This is a genomic window from Bacillus sp. FSL W8-1202 (assembly GCF_038006165.1).
GTDB classification, from domain to species: Bacteria; Bacillota; Bacilli; order Bacillales; family Bacillaceae; genus Bacillus; species Bacillus subtilis.
On sequence record NZ_JBBOUR010000001.1, the window covers coordinates 2,590,399 to 2,604,255 of the forward strand.

The window sequence follows — 13,857 nt, forward strand, 5'->3', positions numbered from 1 at the left end:
TTAACAAATATAATGAGTTTATCCTATTTTACCACTAGCTGATCATTTGTCACCTTTTTAACTGATATATTTCGATTGTATGCGCCTTTTTTCTAAACATACCTTTCTTTTCAGAAAAAAAGAAGACAACCAGCGATTTGATTGTCTTTATTGTATCATGTTCTATTATTGTTTATATGTGCCAATTTCATTAATAGCCATAATCAAAATGAAGGTCTTCGTGCCAAATCAGATACGGAGGATGCTCTTCTTGAAGGTCAGCTGATTCTTTCTTCATATTCAGGTAAGTTTCTTCACTGATATCCTCTAAAACAGTCATTTCGTTTTCTTTAAATATTACTAAGGTACCCATTATTTACACCCTTCTTTGGAAAAATCCTTGACTATTTTATCACTGTTAGTTGGAAAGTCAATGGTTATTAGGAAAAAAGTTTCTTTTTTGAGGAACGCGTCTTGTTGCCTTCGGAATTCGATTTTGAAGAGCTGCCATTCACTTTTTACAAATTACGCCGATATATACAGTACAATACTGAATGCGAATAGCGAGGGATTGAATTGTCGTTACAACAATACGAAATTTTATTGGATTCTGGTACAAATGAATTAGAAATTGTGAAGTTTGGCGTGGGTGAAAATGCTTTCGGAATTAACGTCATGAAGGTAAGAGAAATTATTCAGCCTGTCGAGGTGACATCAGTGCCTCACTCCCATCAGCATGTAGAAGGAATGATTAAACTCAGAGGAGAAATCCTCCCTGTGATCAGTCTCTTCTCATTTTTTGGAGTAGAGCCTGAAGGATCAAAAGATGAGAAATATATCGTGACTGAATTTAATAAACGGAAAATTGTTTTTCATGTCGGCTCTGTTTCTCAAATTCACAGAGTATCCTGGGAAGCGATTGAAAAGCCGACATCGTTAAATCAAGGAATGGAGCGGCACCTTACCGGGATTATTAAGCTCGAAGACCTGATGATCTTTTTGCCTGACTATGAAAAAATTATTTATGACATTGAATCAGATTCAGGTGTTGACACGTATAATATGCATACCGAGGGCTTCGATGAAAGAAGAACTGATAAAAAGCTTATCATTGTAGAGGACTCACCGCTTTTGATGCGCCTCTTGCAGGATGAATTAAAAGAAGCAGGGTACAACAATATCGCTTCGTTTGAAAATGGAAAAGAGGCATATGAATACATAATGAACCTTGCTGAAAACGAAACTGATTTATCAGAACAGATTGATATGATCATCACTGATATTGAAATGCCAAAAATGGACGGACACAGGCTCACAAAGCTGCTGAAGGAAAATCCGAAAAGCTCAGATGTGCCGGTTATGATTTTCTCATCGTTAATTACGGATGATCTGCGTCACCGCGGCGAAGTTGTAGGCGCAGATGAGCAAATCAGCAAGCCTGAGATCAGTGATTTGATTAAAAAAGTGGATACGTATGTTATTGAATAAATAAAAACAGCCGTTGCCAGAAAGAGGCACGGCTGTTTTTATTTTAAAAGTAACTCTCGCCAAGTTTTTTAAAGACCGGTTTATGGTAAGCTGGCTGCTGGCGATTTGGCACTAGCGGTTTTTCTTTCATGCCGACATATTCTTGCAATAGGTGTTTCGCTTTTGTTAAAGACATTTGAGCTTTAGGATTTCGGTACGATTGATTAAGTGTACCTAAATGCGGAAGATGTTCGAAGTCTTCTTTAGTTGGAGGCATGTGAAAATAGTAGTCTCCGATTGAGATAAGCACGTCCGATTGCTGTTGGCTGAACCTTGGATTTTTTGAAAAATGAAGCCCTATTTTCTTTCCTTTACCTTCTTTGACAAGCTTTTGCAAAGCCCGTTTTTTCAGCAGATATAGGTATTTAGGGTTGGGGGCGGTTTTTGCATGGCGGTTCACAGTGTAAACTGCTTTTGAAAGATTTTCTACGGTTGGCTGCAGATCTTTCGTATATGCATGGTCGTCCATTATTTCTCTCCTTTGCTCTTATCAATTTCTATATGTTTAGATTATACTTTTTTAAAGTTGAAATGCAAATATTGAATGTAAAAATGCGCTTTTTTCTAAGAAAAAAAGCGCATTTTTAACCTGCATTATACAGATCTTGCCTTCTTTTTCGGCTGTTCTTGAAATGCTTCCTGAACATTCACTTCCACAGCCTGGGCACTGTATTTTGGCAGTGCAATAAAATAAAAAATAAAAACGAGCAGGATAATAACACCCATGCCGTAATAAAGATAATCAATGTTTGAAACAAACTTAGGGAATAACAGTGCGACTAAGCCAAGTGTCAAAGACTGTGCAAACATCATAAAAGGGTCCTGCATGCCGCTTACACGTCCCATCAGTTTTGGATGAACAATTTTGGGCATCCACCCTCCGATTGCAATGTTGATCGGTCCGATGCACATTCCCAGTGCAAAAGCTGCCGCGTAATACACCCATAAAATATTGGTGTAGCCGAGGACGAAGATCAGCAAACCTGCAATGAAAATCGGTATCGACATTAAAAAGTGCGGCTTCACTTTTTTAGAGATAATCGTGCCGATTACGCTGCCCGCCAGCAGCCCAAACCCGAGTGCGATCGTAAATACAGACGTATGCCACTCATAACGGTCAGGCGCCAATCCATATTTCATTGTAAACATAGGCAATACGGCGAATCCTCCGTTGACAAATCCAAAAATGAAGAAGCCAAAAATAAGAGATGCCAGCAATTTGTTTTTTAAAATATAGAGGATGCCTTCTCTAAAGTCATTTATTGAATCCTTAACAGAAGTCTTTCTCCAGCTGAATGCACCGTTTGGCTGTCGGGCTTCTTTTGGAATCCGGCAGCTGCGGATCAGCAGCCCGGAAATGATAAAGCTGACAAAATCAAGAATAATGGCGCCTTCAATACCGATTGTGTTGTACATAAACGCGCCTATACCGACTCCAAACACCATAAAAATGCTAAAAAGCATCTGATTAAGCCCTGCCGCTTTCGAATAATGCTCCTTCGGCAGAATGGCTTGTACCAAACTGTTTTCTGCCGGAAAGAAAAACTTTGTTACAGCGCTTCTGATAAATAAGATACAAAAAACAAGAGGAATATTGCCGGTAAATAAAGTGAAAAAAAGCACGACAGTCAGGCCTGCTCTGATCCAATCACAATTTTCTGCCACCTTTTTTCTGTCAAACCGGTCCGCGACGACTCCCACGATCAGAAATACAAATATGGTCGGAAGAGAATACATCAGCTCCGCCAAGGTCGTATATGAAGGCTGGCTGCTGAATCGGTCCAGCAAAAAAAAAGCAAAGGCCATGTTGCCTACTGTCGTGCCCATTTGAGAAGCGAGTGCTGCGAAAAATAGACGAACAAAATTACGATTTTTAAATATATCCATAAAAACGCTCCTTACCCTAAAGGTCCCACTTTATCATATTATAAACCGCCTGTTTTTGAAACAAATAAGAAAACATTACCGGTTAATCGTGACTCTTGTTCCGTTTGGCACAATTGAAGCAAGTTCGATCACGTCTTTGTTATGCATGCGAATGCAGCCTTTAGAAACAGCCTTACCAATCGAAGCGGGATTATTCGTCCCATGTATTCCGTAGTGCTGCTTTGAAAGGCTCAGCCAATAAGCGCCAAATGGGCCGCCGGGATTGCGCTGACGGTTAATAATGTAAAACTCGCCAGTAGGCGTTTGCGTTAGTATTTTACCAACGGCGATGGGATAGGTTTTCATTACCCGATTATTTAGGAACAGCGTAAGGGTCTTCGCTCCGATTGAGACTGCGATATGATACGGAATTGTATAAGGGTCCGGCAGTCCGGGGATGACTATGGACAGTCCTGCGGTGAGCCCTGCCTGCAGTGACGGATTAGCCTGGAGTAATGCAGCCGTGCTGATTCTGAAATCAGCCGCGATGCTGTTCAGTGTATCACCTTGCTTCACCTGGTACGTAAGCAGTTTCCTCATCCTCCTTTTTTACTTATAAGTATTGATGAGGAGCCCATCCTGCTACATTAATTTGTGCTTTTTAAGGTGAAGACAGTGATTTCAGGCTTGGCCAGAAACCGCAAAGGCAGCCTGGTCATCCCGAGGCCTCGGTTTACGTAAATATGAGTGCTGCCCGTTTGATACATTCCCTCTGTGTAGACTTTTCCATATGGAGGCGTAATAATCGGTCCGTAAAAAGGCAGCTGAATCTGGCCGCCGTGTGTATGGCTGGAAAGCTGAAGGTTCACGGGATAATCTGTTGTTTTCAAGGCCGCATCAGGTTCATGGACGAGAAGAATGGAAAAAAGTCTGTCGCTCAGCCTTGAAAGGGTGCCTTCATAATCTGGGTTTCCCAGCATTAAGTCATCAAGCGAAGCAATCTCGATTTTGCTGCCATCTGCGAGTGACAATGTTTGATAGCCATTGCGATATACCGTGAAACCTCCGGCCGTCATCAGGCTTTTGTAAACGGCAGTTCCATAGCCTCCGTGATCATGATTGCCGTAAATACAAAGCTTGCCGAAGGGAGCATTAAGCTTTCTCATTAATGGAATGACTGCCTGGTGGTGCTGGTACGTATCAGGATTATCGATAATATCACCTGTAAAAACAATGAGATCAGGTTTAGATTCATTAATTGTAAGAATGACGGTTTTTAAATCTTCGAGAGTAAAGTAATCACTCAAGTGTGCATCGCTGAACTGCACGATTTTAAAACCGTCAAATCCGTGCGGGATGAGAGAGCTTTTTATTGTGTGTTCGGTTGTCTCGATCATATGCGGCTCGAGATACCTGGCATAGCCATATCCCCCGCCGGCCGTTAAAGCCCCGGCAGCAAGAGCGCCGAACATTCCTTTTAGAAATTGTCTTCTGGACATCTTTTTCATTTCAAACCAACCTTTAATAGAGTTTTTCTATTATATCATCTGTATCTGATAAAAATCTCATATGAGCATGTGCTGACAGAGGCAGGGATATAATGATAGAATATTATTGAATGAATACTCATTCACAATTGGAGGGATAAACATGGAAAAAAAGGCGGTAATTATTACCGGCGGGTCAAGCGGCATGGGAAAAGCGATGGCAAAAAAACAGGCTGAATTAGGGTGGCACGTTATGGTGACAGGGAGGAACCATGAGGCACTTGAGGAAACAAAAAAAGAAATTCAGACCTTTGAGGGACAGGTCGCTTGTTTTCAAATGGATGTCCGTTCCGATTCCGCCGCTTCAGACATGATTAAAGAAGCGGTAAAAGCCTTTGGCCGGCTTGACGCGCTGATTAACAACGCGGCCGGAAACTTTATTTGTCCGGCAGAAAAGCTGACGCCCAATGGATGGAAAGCCGTTATTGAGATTGTTTTAAACGGCACATTTTTTTGCAGCCAAGCAGCGGCAAGGCATTGGATTGACCAGAAGCAGCAGGGTGTCATTTTAAATATGGCAGCCACGTACGCTTGGGGAGCGGGAGCGGGGGTCGTTCATTCCGCTGCAGCCAAAGCGGGGGTATTGTCATTGACAAGAACGCTGGCCGTTGAATGGGGGAGCAAATACGGAATTCATACAAACGCGATAGCCCCCGGACCGATTGAACGAACAGGCGGTGCGGAGAAGCTATTTGAATCGGAAAAAGCGATGGCCCGCACGATGAACAGTGTGCCGCTCGGCCGATTGGGCACACCGGAGGAAATCGCCGCTTTGGCAGCGTTTTTGCTTTCTGATGAAGCATCCTATATAAACGGGGATTGTATCACAATGGACGGAGGGCAATGGCTGAATCCTTATCCGTTTTAATCTGAATATTTATAAGTGAATATTTAAGTTATTAAGAACTTTTATGTTCGAATGTAATACCTCCACAATTAACCTTCTTCCTATCCAATTTGATAACACATAGAGCTTTATTTGTTTATGAGGTGTTGTGTCATACGTAAGCCACCTAATATATGAAAGGTATATTTTAAAAGGGGAGACGAAATATGAAGAACTTAGATTTCAAATAAAACATTCATATAATTACTTCGTTAACTAAAAAGAGAAATTATAAGAATGAAAGGTTTCAAGGTTACATCAGATTGGGAGGAAGGTAATATAATGGACGAGATGGTATTATTAACTCAGGAATGGCTCAATGATACGTACAAAGGAAAAAGTGGCTACAATTCCATTGAGGAAAATGGGAAAACTGGCTGGAAAACAATGTATGCATTAACTAGAGCATTACAACTAGAATTGGGAATTACACAGACTTCCGACAGTTTTGGTCCTACAACTTTAAGAAAGCTTAAAGAATTAGGCCCGATTTCTACGTCAACTAATTCAAAAAAAATATTGTGAAAATTATTCAAGGTGCTCTTTATTGTAAAGGTTATGGTCCAGGTGGATTAACGGGTACATTTGGTCAGGGAACGAAAGAGGCGATAGCAGAAATGCAATTGCATATGGGGCTTTCTAAAACAGACGGTGTAGTAACGCCTAAGGTGTTTAAAGCTTTATTAAACATGGACTCTTATATCCTTTTAAATGGGGCGTCAGAGAAAGTTCGTTCAATACAGCAATGGCTAAATAATAAATATTACAATAGAGAGAATTTCTACTTTATGCCCTGTGATGGCCTGTATTCAAGGGATACTCAAAAGTCTCTTGTTTATGCAATACAGTACGAGGAAGGGTTAAGTGATAGTATAGCTAATGGGAATTTTGGACCAACTACTCAAAGATTGATTCCTGTATTAAGAATTGGAGAAACAGATGAAAAAAACAGTTTTATTCATTTATTTCAAGCTGCTCTAATCTTTAATGGCTACAATGTTCCTTTTGATGGAGTATACTCTGAATCTGTAAGATCAAAAGTAAAGGCTTTTCAGTCTTTTGCAAAATTACAACAGAGTGGTACTGCCGACTTTCAAACATGGGCTTCACTTCTAGTAAGTACTGGAGACCCCAATCGAAAAGGAGTTGCTTGTGACTCAATTACTCAAATTACATCGGACAGGGCGGAGTCCCTTAAGAGGGCAGGTTATAAGATTGTAGGGCGGTATCTAACAAATGCGCCGGGGAGTACACTAAATAAAAAAATACAACCAGGTGAATTAGAAACAATCTTAAAATCAGGTTTAAATGTTTTTCCGATTTATCAAACCTATGGGGGAGCAACAAATTATTTTAATAAAGAACAAGGAAAGAAAGATGCGTTTGCTGCTTATAAAGCAGCAAAAGAATACGGGTTTAAAAATAACACTGTAATATACTTTGCAGTAGATTATGATGCATATGGTAACGATTTAAACAACAATATTATTCCACACTTCGAAGGTATAAATGAAATAATGAACGGTTTTTTAGGTTCAACTTACAAAATTGGTATTTATGCCCCTAGGAATGTATGTACTATAGTTTCTAAAAAAGGTTTAGCATTTGCAAGTTTTGTAAGTGGTATGTCTACTGGCTTTAGCGGAAACTTAGGATATCCTTTGCCTTACAATTGGGCGTTTGACCAAATTTCCACAATTACTGTTGGAAATGGTTCTGGAATGATTGAAATTGATAATGATATTTGTTCAGGTTTGGATAATGGAGTTAATACCATAAATATAGTGTCTTCAGAGAATAAGAAGTTTTTTGATCAAATTGATGTTTTATATGAAACTGCTGAAAAATATGCTCAAATGCAAAGCGACTTAAATAATGGGGTAGAAAAAACACAATTAGCTAATGAGTTGGTTGCCCAGTATTTAAGAAAGGATGACTACAAAGGGTGGAAGTGGGTCCCTACCGCAGGCCAGATTGATCCTATTTATCGTGAATGGGCAGATAAAGCGCTAGGGGAAGACCTAGTAAATGGAATTGTTGATCCTATATCAAAAACTGTCATAGGAACGCAGCATCTTATGGCAACTTATAATGCCATTATTTATAGTGGTGGTTACTCTCAAACACTACGAGATTTTGCTGGTTGGACTGGAGATCTATTAACAACAATACAGGACATGAAATTACACGCTCAAGAATTTAATTCGCCTTATGATGCGGCTATGAAAATAATAGGTAATATGTATCAATTTAGCCTAGATGATTTATTTAGTGATGTAGATGCAATTAATCTAGCGAATAAAACATCAGTTGGTGCTAATGCACAACCTCTAAATATCGCAATTAGAGATTATTATAGTAATAATGACTGTATGAATAGGTTCACTCAATTTGTAAATAATAGATTTGATGGTTCGTTAGACAAAATTTTCTCTGAAGCAGAGTATTATTTAAATACAAACCTTGACCCAGTTGTTGTTCCAATTAGGTTAGCCTTTAAACGTGCTTTTGATGTTGAGGATTATAGTGAAGAGATTGGAAAAATAACAGCACAAGCATTTAGAGATGTTATCGAGAAAAAAATGATATCTGAATAAACTGCAAAACAAGCGAACGTTAAAACTGGTCGTTCGCTTGTTTTATTTTCTATTTAAATTTATGATATAATTTTTAAAGATTAAGGAGTGATTCATTGAAGAAATTGTTAAAAAAGTTAGTTGTATTATTTTTAAGCAGTTTAGTTATCATCTTTAATGTTTGGTACTTTATTATTTGTGCTTTTTCCCCAGAGTATTATCAAAATACAAATCTTACTTCTAATGAAATAATAAGATTTGAAAAACTATACCACATAGATTTTCCTGATGAAACAAAATTTATTAAAGCTAGAGAGTATTTGGCTGGGCCCGGAGGAGATACGTCAGCTGTATTATATGTGTCTCTGCCAACCAAGCGGGTAGAAAAAGTTTTATCTGATTACACGTATATGAAAATAAACTATACTGACAATGTCGGTTCAATGTATGGAGTTGACGTTTCAAAGAGTGTCGCCGGTTTAACCACTCTTACATTTGGCACTTACGATAAAAAAGGAACTTTCTATAATATGAAACATGATGATGATTGGATGTATAAAGGCACTGACTGGAATCTTTACTTTTGGACAGCTGCTAGTTATAATGCTGTTATTTTTGTATTTGTCTTGGTTATTGTGAAACAAATGAATAAAATTCTTAATTAACCAGTATGTAGATTGATAATCTCAAAAAAATTTTCCTCTTCTTTTAACATACTCCATACGACCCGCTTTTCCATACTATGATTTTTTTGAAATTTGTGGTGTAGTTATAATTGTGCGTATAATCAGACAAAGATAGATAAGCAGGTGATAACATGTTGGATCCACTTGATATTTTAACGAACATTGATGATGTCCTTCCATATTACCAGGCGATTTTTAGTGCCGAGGAGCAGAAGGTTGTCGGATATGAGGTGCTTGGACGAATTTTGGCAGATTCAGAAATCCAAAGTCTCGGGCCCTTCTTTTTAGATGCGGGGATACCCGAAGAATATAAATTAGAGGTTGATAACAGAATTATCCGCCAGGCTCTAGACCGCTTTTTAGATGCGGATTCTGATCTGCTGATTTTTATGAATCAGGATGCCAATCTGCTGATGCTGGATCATGGTGAAAGCTTTCTGGAGCTTCTGAAAGAATATGAAGCGAAGGGAATCGAACTCCACCGTTTTGTGCTTGAAATTACAGAGCACAATTTTGAAGGGGATATTGAGCAGCTCTACCATATGCTTGCATACTATCGTACATACGGAATTAAAATCGCAGTTGACAACATCGGAAAAGAAAGCAGCAACTTGGACAGAATCGCGCTGCTCTCACCAGATCTGTTAAAAATCGATTTGCAGGCGCTGAAAGTGTCACAGCCGTCACCGTCATATGAGCATGTGCTGTACAGCATATCTTTATTAGCAAGAAAAATCGGTGCGGCGCTGCTGTATGAAGACATTGAGGCGAACTTCCAGCTTCAGTACGCCTGGAGAAACGGAGGCCGCTATTTTCAGGGCTATTACTTAGTGTCTCCATCTAAAACGTTTCTAGAGAGAGATGTATTGAAACAAAGACTTAAAACTGAATTTCACCAATTTATCACACATGAGAAAAAGAAACTGGAGACCGTCTATGAGCACTCTGAACAGTTTTACAAACGAGTGCATCAGGCTGTGACCTCTTTGAGAAAAAACAATCTGTCTTCTGATGATGACTTTATTAAAAAGCTGGCGGAAGAGCTGACAGATTGCAGCTTCAGGATTTACATGTGTGATGAAGAAGGCGATCAGCTGACGGGAAATGTGTTTAAGCAGGATGGAGAATGGATTTATCAGCCGGAATATGCGGAAAAGAACTGGAGCTGGCGTCCTTATTTTCTGGAGAACATTATGCGAATGAGAAATCTCAGAAAAGGTTTTTTCAGTGATCTGTACAGTGATTTGGAAACAGGTGAAATGATCAGAACGTTTTCATATCCGATGGATGATCAAATGTATTTATTTATAGACTTGCCTTATTCTTATTTATATGAGCAGGACGGACTGATTTAACGGCTGAAAGGCCGTTTTTTTTATGAAATGAAAAAAATATCAAAAAACGATTGACATTGATACTGAGAATCATTATCATTTAATTATAGAGAGAAGCTACTCTCTGTTCCCCAACCCCTCTATCAGATCAAGATCCGAAAAAACTTGGCGCTACCCCCGCCAAGTTTTTTATTTATCAAAGCATAGGACAATCCAATGAAACAATAAACCTAACTAGTGGTAAACGTTTAACACGGGGAGAAACATTCAGTGCCGAACACCCCTGACACTGCTGCACGGGTGTTCAGTTCCCCTCTATCCAGCATGACTCCCATTGATTATGGCCACGCGGGACTTCACCATAAAAATCAAAAGAAGGTTTTGACAAAATTGCAAAAAGGCATTCTTAATGCTGCCAAAGATTCAAAAAAAATTATAATTGTGTGCATGACATTCAAAAAAAGCCTCAAACTAAAGAAAAATAGTTTTTTTCACTTTTTTTCTTTGCTTAAATTCAGCAGTGAAAATGCCATCCTGTCCGACTTTATGGTATGATGCTCAATAGAACTTGTATTATAATAAATACTTGTTGATTTGAAGTTGCTTTTTGAAAGGAGTCTTTTTTTAGAATGTCACAATTAATGGGTATCATCACACGGCTGCAAAGTCTGCAAGAAACAGCGGAAGCGGCTAACGAGCCAATGCAGCGTTATTTCGAAGTGAATGGTGAGAAAATATGCAGTGTTAAATATTTCGAAAAAAATCAAACGTTTGAACTGACGGTTTTCCAAAAAGGTGAAAAACCTAACACATATCCGTTTGATAATATCGACATGGTTTCCATCGAAATCTTTGAACTTCTTCAGTAAGATTCCTGAAATAGGGGGAACAAGCTTCCGCCTTTGCAAAAGTAATCGAAATAAACGGTAAGGAACATACCTGTTTCATGGTTGTAAATCCTTGAAAAGGAGTGTCGTGATGGCTGATTCTTTTCTGTTTTATAATCTTTCAGAAGCACAGATGACCTTTCAAGATGTGATGGAACGGCTTAAAGCCTTTGTTCAAAAGGACCCCCGTTCTTCTTATGTGTTATCGATCGGAACCGATTCACAGGTTTACCGCGATTACACAAAGTTTATTACCGCATTGCATTTGCATCGTACAGGCAAGGGAGCTTGGGGCTGCTTGAAAAATCATACAGTCGACAGACCCATACATAGCCTTCGGGAGAAGATTTCGTTAGAAACGGCGTACAGCCAAGAAACGGCCGCTCATATTCTTGATGGACACTTAATGGATATTACCGATCTGCTCCTGCCCTTTACCGGTGAGGGGGCGGATCTTACCTTTGAAGTTCACTTGGATATTGGGAAAAAAGGGCTTACAAAAGATCTGATCCAAGAAATGACTGGACGTATTACCTCCATGGGGATTGAGGCCAAAATAAAGCCGGATTCATACACTGCCTTCAGCTATGCAAATCGTTTCACAAAATAATTTGGCTGAAAAAGCCAAGGTAAATGTCGAATTATGCGGTTGACGTTTGTTATCTGATTACTTATTCTAGCGGTAGAGCTGAAAGTAAGTTGTCTTGCTTTCAGAGGTATTCAGTATAAAACAGGGGGCCTGATTGCGAATGAGTCTTATCGGTGAACGATTTACAGAAGAAGAACAAAAACTTCTGCTGAATATCCTGATCAACCATGAGTATGCCATCGAGCTATTAAGCAGTGAGATCAACGATATAGAGACAGGGACCAAAAACGTTGACGGAACCACCTACAAAAAACTTGTAACGCTATACGACCGATTTCGATTTGAAAATTAATGGGACACCCTATAATTGATACTCCACAAAGAGTATCTTTTTTATTGAAAGGAAACTTTTCGACAAATACTGATAAAGTTTATATTATTGCAATATAGGGAATGTATTGATGATGAAAATGAAAAGGGGTCGAAAACATGATAAGCTTACAATCAGATCAACTTCTTGAGGCAACAGTCGGACAATTTATGATTGAGGCGGACAAAGTAGCGCACGTGCAAGTCGGAAATAACCTTGAGCACGCATTATTAGTATTGACAAAAACCGGATACACAGCCATCCCGGTTCTGGATCCTTCCTACCGTTTACATGGCTTAATCGGGACAAATATGATCATGAACAGTATTTTTGGACTTGAGCGAATTGAGTTTGAAAAGCTTGACCAAATCACTGTTGAGGAAGTCATGCAGACCGACATTCCGCGCCTTCATATCAATGATCCGATTATGAAGGGATTCGGCATGGTCATTAATAACGGATTTGTCTGTGTTGAAAATGACGAGCAGGTATTTGAAGGGATTTTTACGAGAAGAGTCGTTTTAAAGGAATTGAATAAGCATATACGCTCGTTGAATAAGTAGGCTGTACGGCCTATTTTTATTATATAGCCAGAGCGAAAAAAGAAAGCGCATACATAATTTAAACGAGAATAGGGCTTGAATAAGAAACTAAGATTTTATTAGAATGGGAGATAAGAAAAACTTATTGATAACAAAAAGGAGGACGACATGCAGCTTCAAGAGCTTCATATGCTCGTAGTTTTAGCTGAGGAATTAAATATGAGAAAGGCGGCAGAACGGCTTTTTGTATCTCAGCCGGCTTTATCTCAGCGCTTACAAACCATTGAAAAGGCGTGGGGAACAAAAATCTTTTTAAGATCCCAAAAAGGATTAACGGTAACGCCCGCCGGTGAGAAAATCATTCAGTTTGCAAATGATGTGACATTAGAGCAGGAAAGAATAAGAGAAAATATTGACGAGCTTGAAGGTGAAATTCACGGCACATTGAAGCTTGCCGTCGCCTCCATAATCGGTCAGCATTGGCTCCCTAAAGTCCTGAAGACGTATGTGGAAAAGTATCCGAATGCAAAGATCTCGCTCATAACCGGGTGGAGCAGCGAAATGCTGAAAAGCTTGTATGAGGATCAGGTTCATATCGGCATTATAAGAGGCAACCCTGAGTGGAAGGGGCGCAAAGATTACTTAATGACAGATCATCTGTATTTAGTGGATACTGAAATTTCCTGCATCGAAGATATTGCCCATACAGAACGGCCGTTTATCCAGTTTAAAAGTGACAGCACTTATTTTCAGGAAATTCAGCACTGGTGGCATCAAAAATTTAAAACGTCGCCGAAACAGACGATATTGGTTGATCAGATTGAAACGTGCAAACAGATGGCGCTGCACGGAATCGGGTATGCCATTTTGCCGTCTGTTACCCTTCAAAATGAAGATAAAGTGAATAAAATGCCTCTTTTAGACATGAAAGGGCATCCGATCGGTCGGGATACATGGTTATTAGGCTATGAGCCTGCCTTTGAACTGAAACAAGTTCAAGCTTTTGTACAAGTGATAAAGGATATGCTGGATCAGGAAAATCCATTTTAAAGACAGCGAGGTGCTGTC

The 13,857-nt window shown here is 39.4% G+C and carries 15 protein-coding genes and 1 pseudogene; 11 read left to right on the plus strand and 5 right to left on the minus strand.

Annotated elements, in window-relative coordinates; genetic code table 11:
- Nucleotides 1-190: 190 nt before the first annotated feature.
- Nucleotides 191-352, minus strand: coding sequence for a hypothetical protein (locus tag NSQ09_RS13520; protein WP_003245246.1), 162 nt, complete (start codon nucleotides 350-352; stop codon nucleotides 191-193).
- Between the two features lie 203 nt (nucleotides 353-555).
- Here NSQ09_RS13520 and cheV point away from each other — a divergent pair, with 203 nt between their 5' ends.
- Nucleotides 556-1,467 carry a chemotaxis protein CheV gene (gene cheV, locus NSQ09_RS13525; RefSeq protein ID WP_014476655.1) on the plus strand — a complete coding sequence of 304 codons (912 nt, stop codon included), beginning with the start codon at nucleotides 556-558 and terminating at the stop codon, nucleotides 1,465-1,467.
- Between the two features lie 43 nt (nucleotides 1,468-1,510).
- Here the strand turns inward: cheV and NSQ09_RS13530 are convergent, their stop codons facing one another.
- The 4 genes from NSQ09_RS13530 to NSQ09_RS13545 all read right to left on the minus strand — a co-directional run bounded on the left by NSQ09_RS13530 (nucleotide 1,511) and on the right by NSQ09_RS13545 (nucleotide 4,880).
- Entirely contained in the window at nucleotides 1,511-1,975 is a 465-nt protein-coding gene (locus NSQ09_RS13530; protein WP_003232406.1) for a YkyB family protein, read from the minus strand.
- Nucleotides 1,976-2,100: 125 nt separating this feature from the next.
- Nucleotides 2,101-3,393: an MFS transporter gene (locus NSQ09_RS13535; RefSeq protein ID WP_017697269.1), complete on the minus strand. Its 1,293-nt coding sequence runs from the start codon at nucleotides 3,391-3,393 to the stop codon at nucleotides 2,101-2,103.
- A gap of 75 nt (nucleotides 3,394-3,468) precedes the next feature.
- The gene (locus NSQ09_RS13540; protein WP_072557193.1) at nucleotides 3,469-3,963 is read right to left on the minus strand and encodes a L,D-transpeptidase family protein; all 495 of its coding nucleotides are present in this window, start codon (nucleotides 3,961-3,963) and stop codon (nucleotides 3,469-3,471) included.
- A gap of 56 nt (nucleotides 3,964-4,019) precedes the next feature.
- Complete coding sequence (locus NSQ09_RS13545; protein ID WP_341031696.1) at nucleotides 4,020-4,880, minus strand: metallophosphoesterase; 861 nt, start codon at nucleotides 4,878-4,880, stop codon at nucleotides 4,020-4,022.
- A 142-nt stretch (nucleotides 4,881-5,022) separates the two neighbouring features.
- Between NSQ09_RS13545 and fadH the strand changes: the two genes are divergently transcribed.
- The 10 genes and pseudogenes from fadH (at nucleotide 5,023) to ccpC (ending at nucleotide 13,839) form a co-directional block, all read left to right on the plus strand.
- The gene (gene fadH, locus NSQ09_RS13550) at nucleotides 5,023-5,787 is read left to right on the plus strand and encodes a 2,4-dienoyl-CoA reductase (protein WP_017697272.1); all 765 of its coding nucleotides are present in this window, start codon (nucleotides 5,023-5,025) and stop codon (nucleotides 5,785-5,787) included.
- Nucleotides 5,788-6,087: 300 nt separating this feature from the next.
- Nucleotides 6,088-7,811 (plus strand): annotated as a pseudogene (locus NSQ09_RS13555) (glycoside hydrolase domain-containing protein); the annotation flags it as partial.
- Between the two features lie 72 nt (nucleotides 7,812-7,883).
- Nucleotides 7,884-8,402 (plus strand): hypothetical protein, encoded by a 519-nt coding sequence (locus tag NSQ09_RS13560; protein WP_010886501.1) that lies wholly within the window; start codon nucleotides 7,884-7,886, stop codon nucleotides 8,400-8,402.
- 95 nt (nucleotides 8,403-8,497) lie between these two features.
- Complete coding sequence (locus NSQ09_RS13565) at nucleotides 8,498-9,046, plus strand: hypothetical protein (protein WP_003244760.1); 549 nt, start codon at nucleotides 8,498-8,500, stop codon at nucleotides 9,044-9,046.
- A 152-nt stretch (nucleotides 9,047-9,198) separates the two neighbouring features.
- Nucleotides 9,199-10,422: an EAL domain-containing protein gene (locus NSQ09_RS13570; protein WP_041054808.1), complete on the plus strand. Its 1,224-nt coding sequence runs from the start codon at nucleotides 9,199-9,201 to the stop codon at nucleotides 10,420-10,422.
- A 608-nt stretch (nucleotides 10,423-11,030) separates the two neighbouring features.
- Nucleotides 11,031-11,270, plus strand: a complete 240-nt coding sequence (locus NSQ09_RS13575; protein ID WP_003218671.1) for a YkuJ family protein — start codon at nucleotides 11,031-11,033, stop codon at nucleotides 11,268-11,270.
- Between the two features lie 109 nt (nucleotides 11,271-11,379).
- Nucleotides 11,380-11,898, plus strand: a complete 519-nt coding sequence (locus NSQ09_RS13580) for a ribonuclease H-like YkuK family protein (RefSeq protein ID WP_003232389.1) — start codon at nucleotides 11,380-11,382, stop codon at nucleotides 11,896-11,898.
- A gap of 133 nt (nucleotides 11,899-12,031) precedes the next feature.
- Nucleotides 12,032-12,229: an AbrB antirepressor AbbA gene (gene abbA, locus NSQ09_RS13585; protein ID WP_010886502.1), complete on the plus strand. Its 198-nt coding sequence runs from the start codon at nucleotides 12,032-12,034 to the stop codon at nucleotides 12,227-12,229.
- Nucleotides 12,230-12,366: 137 nt separating this feature from the next.
- Nucleotides 12,367-12,810 carry a cyclic-di-AMP-binding protein CbpB gene (cbpB, locus tag NSQ09_RS13590; protein ID WP_129137622.1) on the plus strand — a complete coding sequence of 148 codons (444 nt, stop codon included), beginning with the start codon at nucleotides 12,367-12,369 and terminating at the stop codon, nucleotides 12,808-12,810.
- 147 nt (nucleotides 12,811-12,957) lie between these two features.
- On the plus strand, nucleotides 12,958-13,839 hold the full coding sequence (ccpC, locus tag NSQ09_RS13595) for a transcriptional regulator CcpC (protein WP_003232387.1): 882 nt from the start codon (nucleotides 12,958-12,960) through the stop codon (nucleotides 13,837-13,839).
- Nucleotides 13,840-13,857 lie beyond the last annotated feature (18 nt).

Coding starts and splice junctions, on each gene's coding strand:
- NSQ09_RS13520 (WP_003245246.1), bottom strand. CDS start 352: ATGGGTACCTTAGTAATATTTAAAGAAAACGAAATGACTGTTTTAGAG.
- NSQ09_RS13530 (WP_003232406.1), bottom strand. CDS start 1,975: ATGGACGACCATGCATATACGAAAGATCTGCAGCCAACCGTAGAAAAT.
- NSQ09_RS13535 (WP_017697269.1), bottom strand. CDS start 3,393: ATGGATATATTTAAAAATCGTAATTTTGTTCGTCTATTTTTCGCAGCA.
- NSQ09_RS13545 (WP_341031696.1), bottom strand. CDS start 4,880: ATGAAAAAGATGTCCAGAAGACAATTTCTAAAAGGAATGTTCGGCGCT.
- fadH (WP_017697272.1), top strand. CDS start 5,023: ATGGAAAAAAAGGCGGTAATTATTACCGGCGGGTCAAGCGGCATGGGA.
- NSQ09_RS13560 (WP_010886501.1), top strand. CDS start 7,884: ATGGCAACTTATAATGCCATTATTTATAGTGGTGGTTACTCTCAAACA.
- NSQ09_RS13570 (WP_041054808.1), top strand. CDS start 9,199: ATGTTGGATCCACTTGATATTTTAACGAACATTGATGATGTCCTTCCA.
- NSQ09_RS13575 (WP_003218671.1), top strand. CDS start 11,031: ATGTCACAATTAATGGGTATCATCACACGGCTGCAAAGTCTGCAAGAA.
- NSQ09_RS13580 (WP_003232389.1), top strand. CDS start 11,380: ATGGCTGATTCTTTTCTGTTTTATAATCTTTCAGAAGCACAGATGACC.
- cbpB (WP_129137622.1), top strand. CDS start 12,367: ATGATAAGCTTACAATCAGATCAACTTCTTGAGGCAACAGTCGGACAA.
- ccpC (WP_003232387.1), top strand. CDS start 12,958: ATGCAGCTTCAAGAGCTTCATATGCTCGTAGTTTTAGCTGAGGAATTA.